This is a genomic window from Anaeromicrobium sp. (genome assembly GCF_025210435.1).
Taxonomy (GTDB): domain Bacteria; phylum Bacillota; class Clostridia; order Peptostreptococcales; family Thermotaleaceae; genus Anaeromicrobium.
The window spans coordinates 29,190-54,714 of record NZ_JAOART010000105.1 but is presented as its reverse complement, the minus strand read 5'-3'; the positions used below and the strand labels follow the sequence as shown (position 1 = coordinate 54,714).

Below are 25,525 nucleotides of genomic sequence, written 5' to 3'. Positions count from 1 at the left end.
AATTCCCCCTAAAAAAACATTTTATAGTATCTCTCTAATTTATCTAAATCATTATATAGATAATGGGATGGATTTAAATTTAAATCATAGCTCATATCTACACCATAATCTATACATCTTGGAGATATGAATACTTCTCCTAAGGAAGAAAGACTTAATCTTCTTTTATACAATTTGTGATAAATACTTTCTATTTCACTTAAAATATCTATGGAAGACTCAATACAGGTCTTTGATAGATTATATATACTTTGCCTGGATGCGCCCTTTATGAAAGCTGGCCAAGTATATGGGAGTATAAGGTTTACTGATGGAGTCAAGTTTCTTAAAGGAATTTTCCCTCGCCATATAGTGTCCCCACCAAAGAAGGGTAATATTAAACTTTCATTAAACCAGGCTTTTAATTTAGGTATATAATAGGCAGAATCAACATTTCTTTTTTGTCTATACATAAGTTCCCGCCCTCTAGCTGATAAGAGGCCTACTATGGTCTTTTGAACTTTCACATTATGTTTTTGAAGTAATGGGTGAATCACATTGTTTCTATAGCCCTTATGGAGAATATCATCTATTAATATGATGGGTCTATTAAAGGATTTAATCATTTTAACTTGAATATCTAAATCGTTATAATAGGGAAAGGGACCTATGAAATATTCTTTCATGTCTGGATAAAACATTTTTTCCGTATGCATGGCCTTTGTGACCGTATTTGGAATAATACTTTGATTAAGCATGTTTCCGAAGGATACGCACATGGCAGCTCCAAGTTTAGCCTTGTTAAATTGAATAGGTTCCACATTATTTTCCTTACATATTTTTTTTATTAAAATGTCATGGAGGACTTTCCTATCAAATGTAATTACAAGATTTTCTTCATAAAGGCCTGTTAAGGCCTTTCTTAAATTCTTTCTACTTTTATCTATTTTTGCTTTTATATTAGGATTGTGCTTAAAAGGATTTTTTATAACCGTTCTAATATCTGCATAAAAGCTTATGGGACAGGCCATGTTTACCACATATGGAGGATTTTTAATGTCTCCAAGATTTAATCTTTTGAATCCCTGTAAAACTAAGGTATTGTGAACAGTCCTAGGTATTTTTTTATTTATTAGATTTTTATATATACCATATTCATAGTCCTTTGAAAGACAATAGGATAGGGTTTCTGTGAATAATATTTGTTCAACCTTTTCAAAGGCTTTAAATTTATCTATGATTATTCCATCTATTAAGGCTATTTTACCCCTGGACTTTTCCCTAATATATTCAGACACTCTAGGATTATTTAAATCCTCATGAAGGCCATGAATTCTACAAAGATGATGTATGGAGAACCCTAATAAGGAATAATTGTCATGTATAAGTCTTAGGGTTACAATTCTAGCCGAGGTTTTTTTCAATGCTTTTATTAGATTCATCCTAGAACTTTCATAATCATCTTCAAATAATGAACATAATTCATCTATTAATTCCTTTGAAAAATCCTTTATGACCTGAATATCATAAGTGAGTTTTCCAGTGGGACTTTTATATTGGGGTTCACTTCTATAAAATCCATTTTCATAAATATACCTTTGAGCAAGAGGATCTATTAAAGTGGATATATCCCTATTTTTATCTATATTAGTTCTTATTTGAGTAGAACTTACTTCCTCAAAGGGGGTCATTAGACTTATTATTTCAACCGTTCCATCTATGTTTTCACAGGCTTTTTTAAATTTCAATCCCTGATCCTTACAGGTTAGTATGTGATTTCTATCAAATACTATATGATTAAAATTATTTATGGAAAAATCTTTAGTTTTATTTTTATAGGCAGAGGCATTTAATATTACATCACTACCTACAACTATGGCCACTTGAGAATTTCTAAAGTTGTTTTTTAAACTCATTAGATTATGGCTATTTCCAATATTTACTGGATAATCCTCAGGATAGATATATATGTTTTCTTCTCCTGCTATAGACATGGAAACTATATTTTTCCTAAGCTGATGGGGTAAGGTTCTCTTTGACCAGGAAAATTCATCAATACCAAGGTATACTTGAAAGCCTAAATCACGCACATTAGTGGCAATTTCCTTGTGACTTACAGAAAAGGGATCAAAGGTACCAGGGAAAAATGCCACCTTAGTGGGGATGTTTACTTGAAATTTATCATGGATAAATATGTATTCACATATGAATTTGTATATATGATTAATAGATGCCGTATTAGATAGGAGAAGAAGCATATTACCCTCTTTTTTATCTATAAGGGTCAATAACTTTTTGCTAATTAATTTGAAAATATTATTTTTTTCATCTAAAGATATATCCTCTGAACCAAAAATATTTTTACCAATTACTTCTAGGGCCATTTGCTGCACATTAGTGTTGGAATTAGATAAACTGGTTAATAATATCCTAAGCATATTTTTCAATCTATTTTCATGGATGACCCTTGATTCTTTAAATTCTGTTGAGTAATTAGGATAGTTAGAAATACCTATACTAATGGTGTTTAAATGAAGGGATGTGATATTTTCATTAGATATACCAATTTTAGTATTAATAGTTCTTATAAATTCATCTAGTTCATTAGGTCTTAGGGTTAAAATGATTTTTCCCAAATAATCGGCTACCCTTTTAGAAAATTCATATTGAGAAAGTTCTAAAGCACTAAACAATTCTATGGCTATTTCATTTCTGTTTTCAGGAGATAAATGGGGAATTATCTTAAGTAATGATTCTCCTGCTTGAGTTCGAACACTATTGTAGGAGCTAACCTTTAAGATATTACAAAAGTGCATGGCCGTCCTAAGTTGTTCATTATGATTGGGTTTTAAAACATTATTTAAAAGTATATCTATTTGAACCCGTTTTACTACTGGATCTGTGGCAGATTTTAAATTTGATAAGGTCAAAGTAGATATTTGGTTATCTGTTAAAAAAATAGATGATTTTTCCTTATTGCCAGTTATTTTACTTTCTATTTTTATTGATAGATAATATTCAATTAAAGAGACACTACTAGAATTTAAAGTTTTTACTAGGGTCAATATGTTTTTTTTATAAGAAGGTGTTATGGGAATTACATCTATTAGATTTAATAAACTATTGAGCCCATTAACCCTAATTTTATAAGTATTATGGATAGACATGTTTAATATAAAGTTCATTATATTTTCGTAATAGGGGCTATGATCATTAAGGGGAATGGATACAACACCATCTATTAAGTAAAGGAGTATATGTTCTGTAGGCTGTTCATATTCTTTTATTAAGACGGATATATAATCGACCATATGGATGTTTAAGGCTTCTGTAGTCCTACAATTTTCAAAAAATGATTTAATCATGACTCCAAATAATTCTCTAATCCACCTTTGTTGGTTTGGAATTATTTTATGATCTGGGTATAAAAACATATGAACATATTTTTCTAGGATTTCTTTACTAGTAAAATCTCCTCTCAGGGGAGGAAAGTTAGATGGAATATCCTTTCTATAATCATTATCAAATATGCCTATTAATTTTCCTATTATGGTAGCACTTTGCTTTCGGATGTCATCTTCATGGTGGGTCAAAAGTTCATATAAAAAGGTGAGGGTGATTTCCTTTTGGCTTTGAGTTAAATAGGCGGAGTATTCCTCAAACATCCTTAAATATTTTCTAATATTAGTTCCCAATGTTTCACTTCTGGCAGATTTTAATATTAGGTCAAGGGAAGACTCAGTTCTTAGGGTATGCATTAAATTTATATTGTAATTAATAGATAAGTATTTTAAATTATCTATTACGTCATGTCCATTCATGAGGGAGTATAATTTTTTTCTATTTTTATGGCCTATAGGATCTTCATCTAGATAGACATTTATATGTTTATCAATTAAGAAATCCTCAAAATCCTTTAGTTTATTATAAACCCTTTTGTATCTAAGTTTCTTTTTATTGTCCATATTATCTAGCTTATTTAAAATCACATGAAAGGCATCCTTAATAGATACTATATGCATTTTTCTATTAATTCTTTTTACTCTAAAATCACAATAAATGAGTATTAAGGATTCTATAGATAGATTTTCTAATTCTAAATCCCACACGGAGTGATTTGTAGCTATATTTCTTATATACTCTAAATTGTTATTATTAAACCATAAATCCGTATAATAATAGTGAAGATAAGGGGCCCTTTTCTTTTCCTCATCTATACAACCAAGCTTTCCTATATCGTGTCCAATGGTAGATCCAGATACCCTACCTAGATCTATATTCATACCAGAGTCCTTTATTTGTCTTGATATGTACATGGCCAGACAATGTACTCCACATACGTGGTCTATGAGACTATGACCTAAAACTTCACTATTTAATTTCATAAGTTCATATACATAACTATTATTAAAAGCTTTCACAAAGGTTTTATATTCTGTTGGGTCTTCAAGGGATGTTATTTCTTTTCTAGATAGAAAGTTAAGGGGATAGTTACTTTGCCAAGTATTATCCTTAGAGCTTTTTTGTAGTTCACATACAATTCTTAAGGTCTGTAGGTAAATGTAGCAGGGAAAATCTAGTTCCTCATAAAGTTGTATTTTTACTCCATGGGGAAAGGATTTATGTAATGTATATTCATAAATATATATTAACCAATCATCTGGAGGATTAGGACTTAAACTATTTAGTAAATCCTCCAATAAATTTAGTACAGCAGTACATGAAAAGTCATTATTCTCACTAATAGTTTTTAATTTATCCTTAAATTCTTTAGTTTGAATATATTCTTTAAACATATTTTTTTTATCATAGTTATCCTTTAAGAAGGATTTAGATAATAATCTGTATGAAATAAAGTTATAAAGGTTGTTACATAAATTTGTATCCATACAAGTCCTCCTGTCTATTAAAATAACATATCTATTAGTAATAGTATAATGTATAAGTACATAAATGTATACGTGGAAAAGAATATAAATTATTAAAGGATGTAACCTCTCAGTCACATCCTTTAAATTATACTTCTATAATAGTACCTGTGGAATTTATAAAGAAATTGTGAAATGCTTTTTTAAACATTTCAACGGCCTTTTCCCCAGTACAATGGGAAAATCCAATTAAGTCTATGTTCTTTTCTTTTATGTAATCTATAGTTTTTAATATTCTATCTTCCTGGGCTTCAACTAAATGGGTTCCGCCTATTACTCCGTATATTTTTTTACCTGTACGTTTTTCTATGGTGCTTAGAGTGTTTAATATGCCCACGTGGGAACAACCTACTATTATTAATAGACCTTTAGGTGTGTCTATACCTAGGGCAATTTCTTCTGTGAAATTGTCTGTAACATATTTCTCGTGGATTTTTATTTTCATATTTTCATTTCTTTTTTCATAGTCTATACTCTTTTCAAAATTTGAAAAGACGTATAATGAATGGGAAAGTTTATAGATATCTTCTTTAATTAAAGAGATTTCTGCATTTTTTGATCCTATGTAATTTTCATCAAAATCTATTCCTATATATCTGTATTTTTCACATGTATCATTGCTAAATACGTTATTTTCATCATTTAAATAGCTTTTATCACATACTTTGAAAAAATCCTTATGAAGGTGTAATGTACAATCTGGGTTATATTCATCAAGGAAGTTTCTAAGGCCTCCACAATGATCATAGTGACCATGGCTAAGTAATATATGGTCAATATCCTTTAATGAAATGTTTAAGTCCTTAGCGTTATTTATAAAAGAAGCGGAAGCACCCGTATCAAATAGTATTTTCTTATTGTCCACTTCAATTAATATGGATAAGCCATGTTCGTTAATTAAGTTAGAATCCTTTTCTTTAGTATTTTCTATAAGTGTGGTTATTTTCAATTTGATCTCCCCCTAATGGATAAAATGGTTAATGGAAAAAAATGGTCACAATATTAATTTACAACATAGGGGTAGGAATGTCAAAAACTATACCAAATAATGGGAAAGAATTGAAAAATATGGTAAAATATATGTTTGAGGGGGGATAAATAATGTTAAAGATTCTAAAGAGAAAAATTGCCATTAGATATGTGGTATATATTCTAATGACAAGCCTTTTGGGAACTTGTGCACTTGAGATTTCCTTATACAATAGGGAGAGAAAAGTAGCGGAAAAAGAAGTCTATACTGTAAGTAAAAATATTACAGAGCAAACTTCTAAAGCATTAGAGAGTTGGATAGAAGAACAAATAAAAGTAGCTAAAACTATAGCACTTGATGAAAGGGTGATTAATGCCTGTTTAAATCCAGGGGATAATGAAATCGTAGGGGAAGCACAGAAGTATTTATTGAGTATGCACAAAACCTATCCATTTAATGAGAATATACCACTGGTATCTACCTGTAGTGAAGGAGTTCAGATTAATAGGGATGGAAATAGGGTTACGCTTAAAAAAGGATCTATCTTCGTGGATACGGTGGGAGGAAAGACCATAGGCAAGGCTAGTGCAGACATTACTTTTATAAAAGAAATATTTGAGGGGAAAGAATATTTTATAAGTCATGTGTATCCAAGCTTGCTTAGAAAAAATCCCGTATTTACTATAAGTGTTCCTGTTAAGAAGGATGGTAAAATAGTAGGAGCTGCTGTGGTAGCACCACAAATGAATTATTTTACTGATAGATTTGTAAAGCCACTAAAATATAAGGAGACGGGGAAATTATTTTTCATGGACGCCAGGGGGATTTTAATAGCCCATGAAAATACTAAATATATATTGAATGAAAGTGAAGATTTGAAAAATAAAATAAGGCCTGTAGCAGATAAGATATTAAATGGACAATATTATTTCGAAGAAAAAATAGATGGAGTAGAAAATACCTATACAGTTACTAAGGTAGAATTAAAAGCTCATAATATATCTTATGATTGGTATGTGATATTTTATCAAGATAATGATGAAGTATATGGTAATGTGGATAGTTTATTAGTATTCCTAATTGTTTCAGCTCTAGTGATAATGTTTTTTATAAGTATTGTAGTCTGGATGAGTGGAAATAGTATAATCAAACCCATAAGAAAACTACAAGGAGCTATGAAGGAATTTGAAGAGGGAAATATTAATGTGAATTTTAAAATAGATAGGATAGATGAGATAGGACAATTAGGCAATGGTTTTAACAAGATGGTAGAGAGTATTAAATCTATAATAGTAGAAACGGACGAAGTAGCTAAAACTATTAAGGATTCTTCTAAGGTAATAACTTTAGCCGTGGGGGAAAATCAAAAGTCCATAGATGAAATAAGTCAGAGCCTTGAGCAGATTGCAGCAGGTGCAGATAAACAATCTAAAGATACAGAGTCAGGAATTTGGAATATGGAAGAACTTAAAAATGAGGTTCATTTAAATAAGGAATATATGAATGATTTAAAAAATTCATCCAATAGGATACACAATCTCATAGATAATGGATTAAATATAATAAAAGTTCTATCAAATAAAACTGAGAAAACAAAGGATGTTTCAGAGTTAATTTACGAAAAGATAGAAGAAACTAATAATAGTGCTATTAAAATACATGATGCAAGTAATGTGATTACTCAAATAGCCAATCAAACGAACTTACTTTCTTTAAATGCAGCTATTGAAGCGGCTAGGGCAGGAGAAGGTGGTCGTGGATTTGCTGTGGTAGCAGATGAAATAAGAAAGCTTGCAGAAGAATCATCTAAATTTACAGAAGAAATAGATAGGGTAGTAAGTGAATTGGAGAAAAATTCGAAAGAATCAGTGAAACTTGTAAAGGGAGTATTAGACACAGTTAAAGAACAATCCGACCAGGTTATGGAATCTAGAAGTAAGTATGAAGAAATAGCCCTTTCTATGGAAGGAACAATTAAGATAGTTGAATCATTAAGTAGGGCAAGTAGTACTATGGAAAGAAAAAATCAAGAAGTTAATGATATAATAAGGACCTTATCATCCTTAGCAGAAGAAAATGCTGCTAGTACAGAAGAAGTATCCTCAGCTATAGAGCAACAAGCTGGGTCAATTCATGAAGTATCTAAATTAAGTGAAGACCTAGAGCGTATGGTTAGGAAATTAGAGAGTACATTATTACAGTTTAATTATTAACTTAAAGGAGCCATTGATTAATCAATGGCTCCTTTAAGTTAATAATTAGGTTTAGAAGAATAAAGATGTGGAGATACTTGTAAATAGGATATTATGAGTGAACTTTATCTAGAGGAGGCAATGGCATTAGTAAAGAAGGGAATCTTAAACTATGAAAATTTTTAAGTACTTATTAATATTTATGGTGCCAATTTATTTATTATTAGTGTCTGTTGAGTATTGTTCTTTTAATGAAAGGTTTTATGAAAGGGAATTTGAAAAGAATAATATAGCTAAAAGAACTAGTATAAGTGAAGGTGATTTAAGAATTATAGGAAGGGCTATAATAGATTATATAAAGGATGATCGTCATAACTTAGATGTAAGGGTGGCCTCTTTAAATAATGAAGAAGTATTTAAAGAAGAGGAAAAATCCCATATGCTAGATGTGAAAAGAGTATATACATATGGTTTTAAACTGAAAGATATTATATTGATTTTAATTATTTTAATAATATTATTGTTATTTTTTAATAATAAGAAAGTGCTACTAGAAGGCCTTGTGGGTACAAGTATTTTTAGTATGGTTTTTGTTATTATTTTATTTTTAATGATTAGTATAGATTATTATAAGTATTTCACTTATTTTCATAAATTATTTTTTGAAGAGGGAACATGGACCTTTTATGAAAAGGAAAGTCTTCTTATAAACATATTACCCTTAGAATTTTTTCAACATATAACCTTAAAAATAATAGTTATGTTCTTAATAAGCTCTCTATTAGTTAGTGTAATTTCTTGGACAATAAAGAAAAGAGAATTCCATTGAAATGAATTCTCTTTTACATAAAATCAGTTATGTATTATATATTTTATAAAATTAGTCAACAATAGGTGTATAATATAGTTTTCATATTACAACCTAATATCTAAATTAGATCCTACACTAGGGTTAACACTTTGTTCCATCATTTGAACTAGATTATCACTAGATGTTTCTGATGTATTCATGGCAATTTTAGCAACTGATAAGGATACTTGCTGGCTTAAATTCATTTGGCTCATGGCCATTGATAAAGAACCTATATCCATAGATTTCACCTCGCTTTTAGTTTGAATTAGGACTATCGCTTATGATTTAAAGAAATCACATAAATTATATATCGGCAATATGAATAAAAAAAGAAAGGGGAAGATGTAATTATCTGTAGAAAAATCTTGAAAGTTAAAGTTTTTTTTAATATGATTAAATAAAGGAAAGTTATAGGGGGTGTCAATATGATTACTTTAGAAAAGGTGGACATGGTAAGAGAAAGAACTGGATGTACATATAAGGATATTAAAGAGGCTTTGGAAATAAATAATGGAGACGTATTGGATTCTATAATTTATTTAGAAGAAAAAATAGAAATCCAAAAGCAGGAAAATAATATAGTGAGTAAGATAAGCAAGAAAGCTCAAGATATATACAATGAATATGAAGTTTCAGATAAGGGTAAAGAAATAATAAACTCAACTCGTCAAATGGCTAAAAAGGGAAAAGATAGAGTAGAACAGATTAGGGATGATTATCATATTAAGGATAGGGCTAAGAATATAGCTGATAATATGATGAATATGGGGACTAAGATTAAGGGAAAGGTTAAAAAATCTAGGATAGAAGAAATAAAAAGAGAAAGTGAAAATGAAATAATAATATATCCAACAAAACCATCTAATGATGAAAACCTATAGTTTTTAACTATAGGTTTTCATCATTAGAGGTATTTTTTTTCAAAGATTCTTCTTTATGTTTAGCCATTTCCCTTAGGAAATTAACTTGAGTTTCATTTTTTCCTTTGTAGGGGTCAACCTCTTGCTTTAAAGGAATCTGTGTGATAAGGTCCTTGTTTTCTAGGGCAGTTTTTAGTTTAGTAAAAGTTATTTCATCTATTTTTTCATAATATCCACATCTAGGACATACAATTAGATTATCTCTTCCGTAGGGAATTAGGGGAATAAAAAATAAGCTTATCCATTTAGTGTGTTTGTGCAGTTGAAAATCAGAATTATTAGAACATCTGTTACAATAATCTGTTTTTAATGATCCATAATTTTTAATGGTCCTACGACCTACTCCTATTATTAACATAATTTCCTCCTTATAATAAGAATACTTAAAAATTATAACATAAAATATAATGTTATAATATAGTAAAGGAAATATTTAGGTATATGAAAAAAATAACCAGTGAAATGACTAATTTATTTTTTTCATATACCTTACATAATATAAGAAAGGAATTGAAGAAAATGAAATTAGCCACATTATGCTATATACAAGGGGATAATAAAACATTACTTTTACATAGAATAAAAAAGAAAAATGATGTTCACAAGGGATTGTGGATAGGGTTAGGTGGAAAATTAGAAGATGGAGAGAGTCCAGAAGATTGTGTCAAAAGGGAAGTTAAAGAAGAAAGTGGACTTATTATAAAAAAACCTAAATTAAGGGGAATTATGACCTTTCCTAAATTTAAAGATAATGAGGATTGGCATGTTTTTTTATATACGGCAAATGAATTTTATGGTGAAATTATAGAATCTGATGAAGGTGTTTTGAAGTGGGTGGAGAATAATAAAGTGTTGGACATGCCCACCTGGGAAGGGGATTTGATTTTTCTAAAGTGGTTATTAGAAGACAGGGGAATGTTCAGTGCAAAGTTTATATACGAAAATAAAAAACTTATGGCTCATGAAGTCACATTCCACTAGGAGGGGTAAAATGAAAAGAATATTATTTGGTATTTTCATTAGCTTACTATTATTTAGCACTGCATATGGAGGAGAATTAGGTGAGGACTATTATTTAAAAAATAGCGGATACACTGAAGAAGAATTTCAATATCTATATGATACCATAGTAAAGGGAATTAAAAATGTATCAATTAATGAACAAACCTCTGAATCAGTTCCCTTCAAAAAAGGTATAGATCATGTAATAAAAAAGGCATTTATGGACTATGATCATTTAAACTATGTAAGCCGTATAAAGTACGAATATTCTAGGGGAAATGGAAATATTAAAAATATATACTTTGAATATAGCTACACTAGGGATGATATAAAAAAGAGAATGAAAGAAGCTCATATGAAGGCCCATGAAATAATAGATGAAATAATAAGGGAAGACATGACAGATTTTGAAAAAATAATAGCAGTCCATGATTATATAATAAATAATACTAGGTATGATTATGAAGGATTCAAAAGTGGGAAAATACCCCATTGGGAGCATACGGCCTATGGACCCCTTGTTAAAAAGGTAGGGGTATGTGATGGTTATTCTAAGGCTTTCATGTTAATCCTAAAGAAATTAGGAATGGAATGTATAAGTGTAAAAGGTGATAACCATGCATGGACTATGGTGAAACTAGAGGATAAATATTATCATGTGGATTTAACCTTTGATGATCCCTATTATGAAAAGATGGATATGTTGAGTTATGATTATTTTTTCATAGATGATGGGGAAATGGAAAAGGACCATCAGTGGAATAGGGAAATATATCCTAAATGTGATACTATAAACGTTAATTATTATAAGAATAATTTGGGTATGACAGATTATGCTAAAGGTGAAGATGAATTTAAGGAAAGGATAAGGGTTGCTGTAGAGAATAGGATTGAATATATATATTTAAAGGTAGATAATACTAATATGAATGTGGATAAGTTAATTGAAGATATGTTAAGAGAAAATAGGTATAATACAAAAATAAGTTATAGTTATAAGGTATTTGATGATTCTTTTAAGATAAGGATAATATATAGGTAAGTTACTGTATAAACAAAGCTTTGAGATGATAAATTTATGTATAATAAAAAAGCTAATTTAGGAGGGAATAACTATGGATAAGAATGCAAAGTGGGTTGTGGAAAAAAGGATTGACAGGACTATTGAGGCTTTAAAGAAAAACAATATGAATGGATATCATGCTAGAAGGAAAGAAGATGTGGTAGGTATAATAAGAAATTTAATCAATAAGGGAGATACGGTTTCTGTGGGAGGTTCTGTATCTTTGGCTGAATGTGGAGTTGTGGAATTTTTAAGGAATGGAGATTATAATTTTCTAGATAGATATAAGGAAGGTTTAACTCCTGCTCACATTAAGGATATATATAGAAAGAGTTTCTGTGCAGATGGATATTTTACTAGTACTAATGCAATTACGGAGGAGGGCTATTTATACAATGTGGATGGCCGTGGAAATCGTGTTGCTGCCATGATCTATGGACCAGATAAGGTCATAGTAGTAGCTGGAGTCAATAAGATAGTGAAGGATGTGAAAGAGGCTATAGGCAGAAATGAAAGGATAGCAGCCCCAGCTAATACGAAAAGACTAGATAGAAAAACTCCCTGTAAGGAGCTAGGATATTGTGTAGAATGTAGTTCACCAGAAAGAATCTGTAGTGATTATGTTTTAATTAAAAAGCAAATGGATAAAGATAGAATCCATGTAATATTAGTGGAAGAATCCTTAGGATATTAGTAAGATTAAAAATTAGGGATATAAAAAAATCACACCTTAGAAGGTAAAGGGTGTGATTTTTTTGTATGTCCTAGGTAAATCCTATGATAGAATAGTCGTTCTATCCCCTTGAGGATTATGTTATAATTGTAAAAAAAGGAAAAATGGTACATTTTAAAGGGAGGAAAATAAAAAATATGAAGAAAATTGGCTTAGTATTATGTGCATTCATCATTTGCTTTTCAAGTATTTTTGTTTATGCAGATACAGGAAACAAAAAGCCTTCCCAGTCAATGGATTTGCCTGAGAAGAAGATATCATATGAAACATGTATAAATTATGTAGATGGATATATGATCAATTATCCTATGGATATGGAAGTGGATAGAACCTTATCCAAGGTTAAGACAGTAATAAGGAATAAAGATAGGGAAATTGAAATATATTATGATAATTTTAAAAACACAGAGCATTCATCTAAGGCCTATACATATTATAGTAATCTATTTTTAAAAAACCTGAAGGACCACCATAAGGAATATGAAGATACCATATATGTAAATGGTATGAAGACCCATTTACTTAAATGGGAACGAAAAAAGTTATCTAAGGTACAAAATGATAAAAATTATTATGTAAGTGCAGAGATTATTAAAAATCACAAGGAAGTTTATACGATTATTATGAAATCAACAACACCCTTTGAGAGTTACGAGTCTTATATGGACATTATTAATACTTTTCAATTAGTACAAAAATGTGGGGACCACAAGGTCAATGTGAAGTTTAAATCAATAGAAAGAAATTTAAATGATGAAACAAAAGAATTTTATAATAGATATTTTATGGAAAGTGATAGATTAAGATGGGGGATTTTTGAATATAATGCCCCAACGGATTTCGCATATTTAAATAGCTTAGAAGATAGAATAGATTACACTTTCCAGTTTGTACTTAAGTATCAATCATTGGATGGAATTTTTCCCATGGAAGAAATGAAAAGAGCCTATGAAGGCAATCATTATGTGGAATTAACCCTTCAAACTATGTTTATGGAAGGGGATAATGCCAGTGTTACATATGATATATTAAATGGAAAATATGATGATTATTTTAATGAATATGCAAAAAAGGTGAAAGAGTTTAATCATCCTGTTCTTTTTAGATTGAACAATGAAATGAATGGGGATTGGTGTGTTTATTCTAGCTATCATAGTTCTAAGGATACAAATCTTTATAAGGAAGTATGGAAATATGTTTATGGTATTTTTGAAAAAAATCAAGTGGACAATGTCCTATGGGTATGGAATCCACATGATTTGTCTTTTCCAGGTTTTAAATGGAACCATTATTTAAATTATTATCCAGGTGATGAGTATGTGGATATTATAGGAATTACTGGATACAATACGGGAAATTATTATGAAGGGGAGATTTGGAGAGAATTTGATGAAATTTACCCACCTGTTTATGAAGAATATATGTCTATTTTTGAACAACCCTTTATGATTACAGAATTTGGGTCAACTGCTGCAGGTGGAGATAAGGTAAAATGGATAAATGATATGTTTGATGGTTTTGCCTCTAATAAATATCCAAATATAAAGGTGGCCATTTGGTGGAATGGTATTGATTGGGATACAAATATGAAGCCTGCTAGAATATATAGAATGGACCAAAATGAGGAGTATATAAAGACCTTTAGAGAAAGGCTAAAGTACTTTAAAGAGAACACAGATAAAATTGAAGAATAAGGCATATGAAAAAAATAAACTAGTCAGGTCCCTGAGGAATTTGGATTATTTTCAAGGCATGGGGAGTGAGTATATTAAACCTATGTGAGGGATTCCATAACGAAGAAAATGATTCAAATAACCAGTGAAATGGCTAATTTATTTTTTGAATATGTCTAATACTATAAAAGGCATCCTTTTTATTGTTATTAGGATGCCTTTGTTTTATTACTAAACATTATCTAATATTTCCGTCTATTCCTATTATGACTTCTTTATAATCTACAATCTTTCTAGCATTTAGCATGGCTTCCTTTACTGCCTTAGTCATTCCTGTGCAGCATGGAACTTCCATTCTAATTACCTTTATGCTCTTAATATTATTATTTTTTATTATGGCAGTTAATTTTTCCACGTTATAGTTATTATCATCTAATTTAGGACAACCTATGACAGTTATGTGGTCCTTGATGAAGTCCTCGTGGAAGTTTCCATAGGAGAAGGCTGTACAATCGGCTGCTACTAATAGGTTAGCCCCTTCAAAGTAATCGTTGTTAGGGTTTACTAATCTAAGTTGTATAGGCCATTGATTTAATTGGGATGGTAAAAAGGTATTTTTTTGAGTAGTGTCCGTTGTTACTACTTTAGGTATTTTTTTCTGTATTTTTTTTGCATGGGTCCCAGGACAACCGCAGGGCATTGGTTCCATTTTTTTCTTCATCTCCATTCTTTCTTTTACAGCTTCTTCATCAAAGGGATCTGCTTCCCTCTCTACCATTTTAATAGCATCAGTAGGACAAACAGGAAGACAATCTCCAAGTCCATCACAGTATTTATCACTAACTAGGGTGGCTTTATTATCTATCATTTGGATAGCACCCTCATGACAGGCATCTACGCATAATCTACATCCGTTGCATTTATCTTGATCTATATGAATTATTTTTCTTTTCATTTTAATTTCCTCCTTTTGTTAATGTTCTTTTATGAGTATAGTATACTTATAATTAAAAGTTATGTATGTAATAAATGTTACCGAAGAAAAAATTGGGAGTATAATAAATTCTATTAGGGATTTGTTTTCAAAAATAAAAAAGGAGAAATTTTCAATGAAAAATATAATAGGAATATTGAATAAGTGTATGTTATTTAAAAATGTACATGAGGAAGAAATAGAAAAGATAATTAGGAAGATTAATTATAAGATAGGGGAATATGCTAAGGATTCTGTGGTGGCCTTTGAGGAAGATGATTGTAGTTTGCTGGGAATAATAATAGATGGGACCATAGAAATAAGAAAGATATATTCAAGTGGCAAGAATGTAACCTTGACCCAATTGAAGAAATCCCATATATTTGGAGAGGCCATAATGTTTTCTAATTTTAATCAATATCCAGCCACTGTCATATCTGTTGCTAGATCTAAAATAATTTTCATACCTAAAGAAGAAATAGTTAAAATATGTAGTCAAAATGAAATTATCCTCAAAAACTTTATGAATTTGTTATCTAATAAAATATTAATGCTCAATAAAAAAGTAAAAGAATTATCCTTAGATACCCTAAGGGAAAAAATATGTTTTTATCTATTTGAAGAACATAAAAAGCAAAAGAGTTTAAAAATAAAGTTAAGTATGTCTAGGGAGGGCCTAGCAAAGTATATGGGTGTTCAAAGACCATCCTTATCTAGAGAGATGATAAAGTTAAGGGATGAAGGTATAATAGATTTTGATAGAAGTACCGTAACCATAAAAGATATACGTAATATTGAAGATATTCTGATATAATGAAATGGTTGTGGATTTTGTATTTATAAACCAGCTTTATGTGTGCCTATTTCAGGCAAGTTACCGTATAAAGAAATCCTAGTGTTATGAAATCTATACATGAACAAGACGTAAATAGGGGGAGAAAAATGACTAAGAAAAAAATTGCAGCAGGGATATTGTTAATAAGTTTTATTATAGGAGCTTTAGGTGTTTTATATATAGGTAATGATGAAAATAGGGTTCCCGTATTAATATATCACCATATATCAAATATTGAAGAGGAACTATCACCTATAACCATAACACCAGAGAAATTTTATGAAGACATGCTTTATTTAAAGGCCATGGGATATAATACAGTGAATTTTCAGGATCTAATAGATTATAGGGAAGGGAAAAAGACTTTACCTGAAAATCCCATAATAGTAACATTTGATGATGGGTATATGAGTAATTATACTTATGCATATACAGTACTAAAAGAATTAAAAATGAAGGGTGTAATATCCATAATAGGAAGCCTTATAGATGAATCTAGTCATAGTAGTTATAATTTTATGCTTACGTGGGATAAGATTAGAGAAATGAGTCATAGTGGAGTTATAGAAATACAATCCCATTCATATGACCTTCATAATTGGGGCGATGAAATAAGTAGTCCAAGGGGGGTTGATCAGATGAAAAGGGAAGATGACACACATTATATGGCCAGGTTTAAGTCAGATACAAAACTCATAATGGATAAGGTAAAGGAACATACAGGAAAAGATATAACCATGTACACCTATCCCTATGGAATCTATAATGATAAAACGGAGAAAATGTTAAAAGATCTAGGTATAAGGGGAAGTCTTACGGGAAAAAGGGGCGTATCCACCATAAAAAATGGATTATTTTCCCTAAGAAGAATAAATATGGTTGGGGGAGTGAGATCTCCAATACTTATGAGAAAAATAATAATAACCCAATTAAAATTAAAAGGGATTCCCTTTTATAATGTAGAATCTAGTAAAGAGAGAATTAAAAAATTAGAAGAACTTCTAGGCATATGAGAACTAAAGTTGTAAAAGGAACTATATTATGAAAATGGAGAACATTTTTAAAATTGTTAGTTCTTTGTGGAAATATGTCGCTATCCTTACATAAAATGGTTGAAACAGTGACGGTTAATGTAGTATAATGAATTAACAACATAAGAAAATTAGAGCAGATGAAATACGGATATATGTGGACGTCTAAGCCGTGTGAATGCAGTGACGTAACCGGCTAACTATACAATTGTAGTTAGCCGGTTATTTTTTAAAATATAAAACTTAGGTGGAAAATTATGATTAGGGAAAAAAAGAGATTAGGAGATTTGCTCATTAATGCTGGATTCATTACAGAAGAACAGCTAAGTGAAGCATTGAAATTACAAAGGGCTTCAGGTAAGAAATTGGGAGAAATTTTAATAGATGAAGGATTTGTGCAAGAAAATCAAATGATAGAGGTATTAGAGATTCAATTGGGAATTCCCCACATGGATATTGAGAAGCACTATATTGATCCTCAAATTCCAAGGTTGATTAGTGAAAGTCTAGCTAAAAGACATTTAATAATACCTGTAAAAAAAGAATATGAAAGATTGACTTTGGCCATGTCTGACCCTCTTAATATTTTTGCTATGGACGATGTGAAAATTGCCACAGGATTAGAGATAGAACCAGTAATTGCATCTAGGCAACACATTTTAAATGCCATTGACCAATATTATGGAAAAGAGAGTGCAGAGAAGGCTGTTGAAGACTTTAAAAATCAATATAACATTGATGATACAGAATTAGACCAAGAAACTATTGATGAGATTAACAATGCACCAGTGGTAAGGTTAGTCAACTCCATTATTAGACAAGCCGTAAAGGCAAAGGCCAGTGATATACATATAGAACCCTTTGAAAGCAGTGTAAGGGTAAGGTTTAGAGTAGATGGAGTACTACAAGAGATCATGTCTCCAGAAAGGTCAACCCACTCGGCAATAGTAACAAGGATAAAGATAATGGGTAAAATGAATATTGCTGAAAAGAGGGTACCACAAGATGGTAGGGTTGAGACTAATGTGGATGGAAAGGAAGTAGATTTACGTATCTCCATATTACCTACTGTTTATGGAGAAAAGATAGTTATTAGACTATTAGATAGAAGTAATTTTTTAATGTCAAAGGCAAAGTTGGGTTTTTCTCAAAGAAATCTAGAAAAACTTGAAAGTATAATTAAAAATCCTAGTGGAATTGTACTAGTTACAGGGCCAACAGGAAGTGGCAAGACCACAACCCTATATACTATTCTTAGGGAACTTAATGGGTTAGATAAAAATATCATAACAGTGGAGGATCCAGTGGAATATAGGCTCCATGGTATTAACCAGGTACAGGTAAATCAAAAGGCAACCATGACCTTTGCAAATGCCCTAAAATCCATCTTGAGACAGGATCCAGACACCATAATGATTGGGGAAATAAGGGACTTAGAAACGGCCCAAATAGCCGTTAGGGCATCTATTACGGGTCATTTAGTTTTAAGTACTATGCATACAAATGATTCACCTTCAACTGTGTCAAGACTTATGGATATGGGAGTAGAACCCTATTTAGTTTCTTCCTCCGTTGTGGGTGTAATAGCTCAAAGATTAGTAAGAAAGATTTGTGATGATTGTAAAGAATCCTATGTACCAAATGATTCTGAAAAAAAAATGTTAAATATTATGGATGGTCATACATTATATGGGGGAAAGGGATGCACCTATTGTAATGGGACAGGCTATAGGGGAAGGATAGCAATCCATGAAGTTATGCCTGTAAATAAGGAAATAAGAATCCACATAGATAAAAGGGAGAGTATAGATGTTCTAAGACAAAGGGCCGTAGAACAGGGAATGCTTACCCTAAAGGAAAGTTGTAAGGAACTGGTACTCGCAGGAATTACAACTGTGGAAGAATTAACAAGGGTAGCTTATAGTTTAGATTAGGTGGTGCCGTATGAATATAATAGATTTATTGAAGAAAACCGTTGAAGCAAAAGCATCTGATTTACATATAACAGTGGCCGTACCCCCAGTTATAAGGGTGAACGGAAATCTCGAGAGACTAGATGAAAAATCCTTGTGTCCAGAGGATACTATTTCTTTAGCAGAGGAATTATTAACAGAAAGGCAATTGGAAGATTTACAAGAAAAGGGAGAAATAGACATATCCTTTTCTAATCCAGGATTAGGGAGATTTAGGGTAAATGTGTATAAGCAAAGGGGGAGTTATGGTATTGCCGTAAGAAGTGTTGCTTTAAATATACCAACTATTGAAGAGTTGGGCTTTCCACCAGTCATAAGGGAATTGTCCCGTAAACAAAGGGGCCTCATATTAGTAACGGGGCCCACAGGAAGTGGTAAATCTACCACCTTGGCTTCCATGATTGATTCTATCAATAAGGAAAGAAGCAGTCATATATTAACCCTTGAAGATCCTATAGAATATCTTCACAAACATAATAAGAGTATTGTAAATCAAAGGGAAATAGGAAATGATTCCCATAGTTTTGCAAATGCCCTAAGGGCAGCCTTAAGGCAGGACCCAGATGTTATCCTAGTAGGTGAAATGAGGGACCTAGAGACTATTAGTATTGCCATCACTGCTGCTGAAACGGGACACTTGGTACTCTCTACCCTACATACTATAGGAGCTGCAAAGACCATAGACAGGATAATAGACATATTTCCTTCTAATCAACAACAACAAATTAGGGTACAACTATCCACTGTCCTAGAGGGTATAGTATCACAGCAACTCTTAGAAAAGGCCGATGGAAGTGGCCGTGTGGCATCCCTAGAGATTATGACTGCAACTACAGCCATAAGAAATTTAATTCGAGAAGGAAAAACCCACCAACTTCAAAGTAGTATCCAGACAGGTAAAAAGTTTGGTATGAAGACAATGGATAATTCTTTACTTGAACTATACAACAACATGTTAATAGATAGAAAAACAGCCCTAACCTATGCAGTAGATCCGGATAGGTTGGCAGGTTATATGCATATGTAAAAATACAAAGAACAAGGGGTGAGTACATGCCCACTTATAAATATAAGGCAATAAGTAAAACAGGAGAAAAAATAGAGGGAACCTATACGGCAAAGGCCAAAGAAGAGGTCCTTAGTCTCATTAGACAAAATCAAAATATGCCCATAAGTGTGGAAGAGGTATCAGAAGGAAGTAAGGAAATTAGCCTTAATTTCTTAACAAAGATAAAGACTAAGGATATAGCCATATTTTGTAGACAATTTTACGCCATGCTAAATGCAGGTGTGACCATTATAAATTGTTTGGACATATTAAGACTTCAAACGGAAAATAAAAAGTTCAGAAAAGTCATAGGAGAGGTCCACGATGAGGTGCAAAAGGGACTTACCTTCTCAGAATCCATGAGAAAGCATAGATCAACCTTTCCAGACTTACTGATTAATATGGTACAAGCAGGAGAGGTCAGTGGTACCTTAGATATTATTATGGATAGGATGGCTGTCCATTATGAAAAGGAAAACAAGATTAATAACAAGGTAAAAGGTGCCATGATGTATCCCCTCATACTAAGTATAGTATCCATTTTGGTAGTAGTATTTTTATTAACCTTTGTAATGCCTACCTTCGTGGGAATGTTTACAGGAAGTGGCGTAGAACTTCCCCTACCAACGCGAATTTTGCTGGCCATAAGTGGCGGAATAACTAAGTATTGGTATATACTTGTTGTATTTTTAATAGTGACATTCTATGGACTAAAAAAATACATAGACACGGATAGGGGACAATTTTTAATAGACCATATAAAATTTAGGATTCCCATAGTAAAGGGAACTACCCAAAAGATCGTCACATCCAGATTTACAAGGACCCTATCTACCCTATTATCAAGTGGTATTCCCCTTATTCAGGCCCTAGATATAGTATCTAGAGTTGTTGGAAATGTCATAGTGGAAAAGGGCGTATTAAATGCCAAGGAAGAAGTTAAAAAGGGTATAGATTTGGCAACTCCCATTAAAAACATAGGAGTTTTCCCACCTATGGTAGACTCCATGATTCGAATAGGAGAAGAATCGGGAGCCCTAGATGACATATTAGACAAGACTGCTAACTTTTACGATGAAGAGGTTGAAACGGCCATTCAAAAGATGACCACCCTATTAGAGCCAATCATGATTGTCATAATGGCAGTGGTAATAGGAGCCATAGTAATAGCCATGGTAATGCCTATGTTTGATATGATGAACACTATTTAGGAGATTAAAAGGCCTTATATTAATGCCTTTATAATAAATTATTTTTAAGGAGGAGAAAATATGTTAAAGTTTTTTAACAAGAAATTAAGAAATAAGAAAGGTTTTACATTAGTAGAACTTATTGTTGTTGTTGCAATATTAGGCATACTAGCTACAGTTGCTGTACCAAGATTGAGTGGTGCAAGAACTAATGCACAAAAATCTGCTATAGAAGCTAACTTGAAAACATTGGATAGTGCTATTGCTCTACACGAAGCTGAACAAGGAAAATTACCAAAAGATATGGCAGCATTAGTCACTGCTAAATATTTACAAGCTGAACCAAAGGCACCTACAGGAGTAACATATTCAGTAACTAGCGGTGGAAGAGCAAATGTTGCTATTGCAAAAGATACATTTGGAACTCATGATGCAATAACTGCTACAACTGTTGAAGGGTTGCAAGGTTCATCAACATGGAAAGGAATTAAGTAATTTAATTACCTAATACAAAAAGGGGGAGCAAAAATGACATACATAACACTAACAATAGGCCTATTAATAGGGTCATTCCTAAACGTATGCATATACCGCATACCCAAAGAAGAATCCATAGCCTATCCCCCTTCCCATTGTCCTAAGTGCAATAATCAATTAAAACCATTAGACTTAGTACCCCTATTTAGCTATTTACTAAACAAGGGAAAATGTAGATATTGCAGGGAGACTATCTCCCTACAATATCCTATTGTTGAATTTCTAAATGGAATCATCTATTTATTATTATATTTTAAATTTGGACTTAACATTCTTTTCGTAAAATATGGAGTACTAGCTAGTCTATTAATAGTAATTTCATTTATTGATTATGAACTAAAAATAATACCTGATGAATGCAACCTATTTGGAATCATTATATCAGGTGCTTTTATTATATTTCACAATTTTAATTATACAGGACTAAAGGAATCCTTATTAGGACTATTACTTGGTGGGGGAATATTTTTGATTATAGCAATTCTAACGGGAGCCATGGGTGGTGGAGATATTAAGCTCATGGGGGTTTTAGGATTTGCCTTTGGATGGAAATTGATTCTTTTGATTACACTCCTATCCTTTGTAATAGGAGCAATCGTATCTATTATATTATTATTATTAAAATTAAAAAATAGGAAGGATGCCATAGCCTTTGGACCTTTCATTTCAGTGGCAACATTAATAACGATTTTTTATGGCACAGAGATTATAAGCTGGTATATGAGTATACTATTTGGATAAATACAATGGGGTGAAAGACTTGTTTAGAAAAAATATCATATCTGTAGATATTGGAACATATACGACGAAAATAGTAGTTGGAAAAACTAAAAACAAAAATAAAGAAATCCATATTAATAATGCTTTTATGGTGGAGACACCATCAGAATCCTATGAAGATGGATACATAAAAAACTTAGAAGCGTTCAAAAAGATGATCCACAGTATTTTAAATAAAAATAAGATTAAGGAAAAGGATATAATCTTTACGGTACAAAGTAAGGACATTATCACAAGGGAAATTGTTTTACCCTATGTGAAAGAAGAGGAATTATCATCTATGGTTTATTTAGAGATAGAACAATACCTACCCATAAGATTAGATGAATATGCAGTAGAATATAAGGTATTAGAAGAGTTTGTAGATAATGACATAAAAAAAATAAGGGTTTTAGTTGGAGCACTACCAAAATCCATGGTAAAAATATACTTAGAACTAATAGAAAGTTTAAAGTTAAAGGCCCTAGCCCTAGATATGCACGCCAATTGCATTTCTAAGATTTTTGGAGGAAATGTTACAATAAATAAGGAAAATCACAGTTTAGATAAAACTGTTACTTTAATAGATTTAGGCCATGAATATACTAATGTGACTATTATTAATAAGGGATTAATTCGATTCAATAGATTGATCCATCAGGGGGGAAGGCATATTGATACTAGTATTGCCAATACATACAACCTCTCCTTAGAAGATGCCCAAAATCGTAAAATAGAACATACCAATTTAGAAGAGGTAGATGGAGGATTCACATCCACTAGCATGTTAAATGAACTGGTACAATCTAATGTGGATACGTGGATTAGTGAGATTCAACGGATATTTCAATACTATAACAGTCGTGAACGTGGAAACAGTGTAGATGAGATCTATTTATATGGTGGAAGCTCAAATATTAAAAATCTATCAAACTATATGACTAACTATACTAATATACCTACCATTAAAATCAATACAATAGATAATATAAAATTTGGAAAGATGAGTGCCAAAATGGATTTAGGAAATTACTTAAATGCCATAGGAGCCCTTATTAGAAGGTAGGTGATAACATGAGAGATTTTAACTTTTTTTCATCATATATAGAGACGAAAAACACTTCTAAGAAAAATCAAGTACAGATGATCCTTATATCAATAGGACTCCTATTAGTAGTAGGAGGATTTACAGCTTTTAATATGTATGAAGCTAATAAATTAGAAGTGGAAATTGCAGGGTTGAAAAACTATCTAGAATCCCAAGAGGTAGTTAAAAAGAGTAAAGAAGTGAAAGAAAAGAAAAGAAAAATGGAAGTTATGAATAAGTATTATAATATTGTGGAAGAAATGAATATGGATATGGATAACATAGACATTATAGGTAGTGATTTCATGGAAAAGATATCTTCTACCATTCCTAAGAACCTATTTATTAAAACCATATCCATAACAATAGAAGAAGCAGAAATGCAAGGGGTAGCAGACAGTAGAGTACCCATTGCAGAATTTGAACATAACCTAAAGGGTCTAGATCTATTTAAGAATGTCCATGTGAGTATAATTAACAAAGAGGGTGAAGAAAGTAGCAATTATATATTTGCTATAAGATGTACACTTAAGGATGTGAATAACTATGAAATTGACTAAAAGAGAAAAAACATTACTTATATGCTTAGGTGTAATCCTATTATTAGGTGGATACTATCAATTTGTATTAGGACCCCAGATGAGGAACGTGGCACAATTGAAATCAGATGTACAAGCATATAGGGATGAAGTTAATAAGACAAAAATAGAGATTTCTCCCAATAGTAAAATACATAAAAACTTTAAGATAATGAATTCTAAAATAGCCGTTGTAAGTGAAAGATTATTTCCTAAAATAATACAAGAAAAAATAATAACTATTTTAGATGAAATGATAGATGCTTCTCAAATAGAGATTCTCAGTATGGAGTTTAGTGAAGAAGAATTAAAGGAAATGGAAAAGAAAAAAGAAGAAACTAAAGAAGAAGACCATGTGCTGAGGGATTTAGTATTAGAATATCATGGAAAATCTAGTGAAGATGGAGAGGATTTAGTAGAAGATAAAAATCCACAGGATGAAGAGGTGGAAAATAAATTAGAGAAAACTACCATAACCATTAGTTATGAGGGTAGTTATGATGAAATTATGGCCTTTGTGGAGAATATAGAATCTTCACCTAGAAAAATAATTATTAAGAGTTTAATCCTAACCCAACTAGAAGAGGGTCCCATGGCAGGTAATATAGTCCTAGATTTCTATGGCCTACCTAAGATACATGTCCAGGATGAGGATTATTTAAACTGGCATATAGAAAACGAATATGGAAAGGACAATCCCTTTAGTGTATTTAGTGGATATACATCAGGGTCAACTAGGACAAATGATAGTCCCGTGGTAAAAAGGAAAAAGTATGAATTTGTTATGACTGTAAAACCAGTTACATCAGATATACCAACTGTAGTAATGGGAAAGACGGATAATAGAAATAGTAGAAGTTATGTCCATGCGGATAATCCAAACTTTGAAAATGTGGAATTTGAAATAATAGAGGAAGAGGGCAAGTATTTTTACAAGTATAAAACCCAATCTGAAAGCTATCCAAGGGACTATGAAAATAGTAAGATTTCATTTACACCAAAGGGTAATGAAATCGGGTTAAATATTATTACTCACAAAAGAAATAGTAGTGAAGATACAAGTGGAGTGAATTTGTCCCTTATTAATAAGTCTAATCTAAAATTAAATGTAAAAATTGACTATGATGATACTAAAAAGACAAGGGTAAATATTATTAAAAATATAGGGAATGTAGAGGTAAAAAGGTAGGCTGGAGGAATT

The 25,525-nt window shown here is 31.4% G+C and carries 22 protein-coding genes; 17 read left to right on the top strand and 5 right to left on the bottom strand.

All coding sequences use genetic code 11. The features are described from left to right. Positions 1–8: 8 nt before the first annotated feature. Positions 9–4,868 (bottom strand): cytidyltransferase, encoded by a 4,860-nt coding sequence (locus tag N4A57_RS13145; RefSeq protein ID WP_293658453.1) that lies wholly within the window; start codon positions 4,866–4,868, stop codon positions 9–11. 127 nt (positions 4,869–4,995) lie between these two features. Continuing rightward, on the bottom strand, positions 4,996–5,856 hold the full coding sequence (locus tag N4A57_RS13140) for an MBL fold metallo-hydrolase (RefSeq protein ID WP_293658452.1): 861 nt from the start codon (positions 5,854–5,856) through the stop codon (positions 4,996–4,998). 152 nt (positions 5,857–6,008) lie between these two features. Between N4A57_RS13140 and N4A57_RS13135 the strand changes: the two genes are divergently transcribed. Both N4A57_RS13135 and N4A57_RS13130 read left to right on the top strand, forming a co-directional pair. Then, a complete protein-coding gene (locus tag N4A57_RS13135; protein ID WP_293658451.1) occupies positions 6,009–8,090 on the top strand; it encodes a methyl-accepting chemotaxis protein in 2,082 nt (693 codons plus the stop codon). Between the two features lie 151 nt (positions 8,091–8,241). Beyond that, positions 8,242–8,898, top strand: a complete 657-nt coding sequence (locus tag N4A57_RS13130) for a TIGR01906 family membrane protein (protein WP_293658450.1) — start codon at positions 8,242–8,244, stop codon at positions 8,896–8,898. A gap of 86 nt (positions 8,899–8,984) precedes the next feature. Here N4A57_RS13130 and N4A57_RS13125 read toward each other — a convergent pair whose 3' ends face one another. After that, positions 8,985–9,161 (bottom strand): YjfB family protein, encoded by a 177-nt coding sequence (locus N4A57_RS13125; RefSeq protein ID WP_293658449.1) that lies wholly within the window; start codon positions 9,159–9,161, stop codon positions 8,985–8,987. Between the two features lie 186 nt (positions 9,162–9,347). Here N4A57_RS13125 and N4A57_RS13120 point away from each other — a divergent pair, with 186 nt between their 5' ends. Next, the gene (locus N4A57_RS13120; protein WP_293658448.1) at positions 9,348–9,803 is read left to right on the top strand and encodes a hypothetical protein; all 456 of its coding nucleotides are present in this window, start codon (positions 9,348–9,350) and stop codon (positions 9,801–9,803) included. 7 nt (positions 9,804–9,810) lie between these two features. On the opposite strand, the gene N4A57_RS13115 is transcribed toward N4A57_RS13120, so the two are convergent. Then, positions 9,811–10,200, bottom strand: a complete 390-nt coding sequence (locus N4A57_RS13115) for a zinc ribbon domain-containing protein (protein ID WP_293658447.1) — start codon at positions 10,198–10,200, stop codon at positions 9,811–9,813. 83 nt (positions 10,201–10,283) lie between these two features. Here N4A57_RS13115 and N4A57_RS13110 point away from each other — a divergent pair, with 83 nt between their 5' ends. The 4 genes from N4A57_RS13110 (at position 10,284) to N4A57_RS13095 (ending at position 14,334) form a co-directional block, all read left to right on the top strand. Further along, positions 10,284–10,823 carry an NUDIX hydrolase gene (locus tag N4A57_RS13110; protein WP_330671517.1) on the top strand — a complete coding sequence of 180 codons (540 nt, stop codon included), beginning with the start codon at positions 10,284–10,286 and terminating at the stop codon, positions 10,821–10,823. Between the two features lie 10 nt (positions 10,824–10,833). Further along, the gene (locus N4A57_RS13105; protein WP_293658446.1) at positions 10,834–11,886 is read left to right on the top strand and encodes a transglutaminase domain-containing protein; all 1,053 of its coding nucleotides are present in this window, start codon (positions 10,834–10,836) and stop codon (positions 11,884–11,886) included. 73 nt (positions 11,887–11,959) lie between these two features. Then, complete coding sequence (locus N4A57_RS13100; protein WP_293658445.1) at positions 11,960–12,601, top strand: lactate utilization protein; 642 nt, start codon at positions 11,960–11,962, stop codon at positions 12,599–12,601. A gap of 176 nt (positions 12,602–12,777) precedes the next feature. Continuing rightward, positions 12,778–14,334: a glycoside hydrolase family 26 protein gene (locus N4A57_RS13095; RefSeq protein WP_293658444.1), complete on the top strand. Its 1,557-nt coding sequence runs from the start codon at positions 12,778–12,780 to the stop codon at positions 14,332–14,334. 217 nt (positions 14,335–14,551) lie between these two features. Here N4A57_RS13095 and N4A57_RS13090 read toward each other — a convergent pair whose 3' ends face one another. Further along, positions 14,552–15,268, bottom strand: coding sequence for an ATP-binding protein (locus N4A57_RS13090; RefSeq protein WP_293658443.1), 717 nt, complete (start codon positions 15,266–15,268; stop codon positions 14,552–14,554). A gap of 154 nt (positions 15,269–15,422) precedes the next feature. Between N4A57_RS13090 and N4A57_RS13085 the strand changes: the two genes are divergently transcribed. The 10 genes from N4A57_RS13085 (at position 15,423) to N4A57_RS13040 (ending at position 25,513) form a co-directional block, all read left to right on the top strand. Continuing rightward, positions 15,423–16,100 carry a Crp/Fnr family transcriptional regulator gene (locus tag N4A57_RS13085; protein WP_293658442.1) on the top strand — a complete coding sequence of 226 codons (678 nt, stop codon included), beginning with the start codon at positions 15,423–15,425 and terminating at the stop codon, positions 16,098–16,100. Positions 16,101–16,228: 128 nt separating this feature from the next. Further along, positions 16,229–17,134, top strand: a complete 906-nt coding sequence (locus N4A57_RS13080) for a polysaccharide deacetylase family protein (RefSeq protein ID WP_293658441.1) — start codon at positions 16,229–16,231, stop codon at positions 17,132–17,134. A 275-nt stretch (positions 17,135–17,409) separates the two neighbouring features. Then, the gene (gspE, locus tag N4A57_RS13075) at positions 17,410–19,086 is read left to right on the top strand and encodes a type II secretion system ATPase GspE (RefSeq protein ID WP_293658440.1); all 1,677 of its coding nucleotides are present in this window, start codon (positions 17,410–17,412) and stop codon (positions 19,084–19,086) included. Positions 19,087–19,096: 10 nt separating this feature from the next. Continuing rightward, complete coding sequence (locus tag N4A57_RS13070) at positions 19,097–20,152, top strand: type IV pilus twitching motility protein PilT (protein WP_293658439.1); 1,056 nt, start codon at positions 19,097–19,099, stop codon at positions 20,150–20,152. 26 nt (positions 20,153–20,178) lie between these two features. After that, positions 20,179–21,384 (top strand): type II secretion system F family protein, encoded by a 1,206-nt coding sequence (locus N4A57_RS13065; RefSeq protein WP_293658438.1) that lies wholly within the window; start codon positions 20,179–20,181, stop codon positions 21,382–21,384. 60 nt (positions 21,385–21,444) lie between these two features. Continuing rightward, positions 21,445–21,858, top strand: a complete 414-nt coding sequence (locus tag N4A57_RS13060) for a competence type IV pilus major pilin ComGC (RefSeq protein WP_293658437.1) — start codon at positions 21,445–21,447, stop codon at positions 21,856–21,858. 33 nt (positions 21,859–21,891) lie between these two features. Next, positions 21,892–22,641: a prepilin peptidase gene (locus N4A57_RS13055; RefSeq protein ID WP_293658436.1), complete on the top strand. Its 750-nt coding sequence runs from the start codon at positions 21,892–21,894 to the stop codon at positions 22,639–22,641. Positions 22,642–22,660: 19 nt separating this feature from the next. Then, the gene (gene pilM, locus N4A57_RS13050; RefSeq protein ID WP_293658435.1) at positions 22,661–23,725 is read left to right on the top strand and encodes a type IV pilus assembly protein PilM; all 1,065 of its coding nucleotides are present in this window, start codon (positions 22,661–22,663) and stop codon (positions 23,723–23,725) included. A gap of 8 nt (positions 23,726–23,733) precedes the next feature. After that, entirely contained in the window at positions 23,734–24,306 is a 573-nt protein-coding gene (locus tag N4A57_RS13045; RefSeq protein WP_293658434.1) for a PilN domain-containing protein, read from the top strand. Beyond that, positions 24,293–25,513 (top strand): hypothetical protein, encoded by a 1,221-nt coding sequence (locus N4A57_RS13040; protein ID WP_293658433.1) that lies wholly within the window; start codon positions 24,293–24,295, stop codon positions 25,511–25,513. Before N4A57_RS13045 ends, N4A57_RS13040 begins: the two co-directional genes overlap by 14 nt. Positions 25,514–25,525 lie beyond the last annotated feature (12 nt).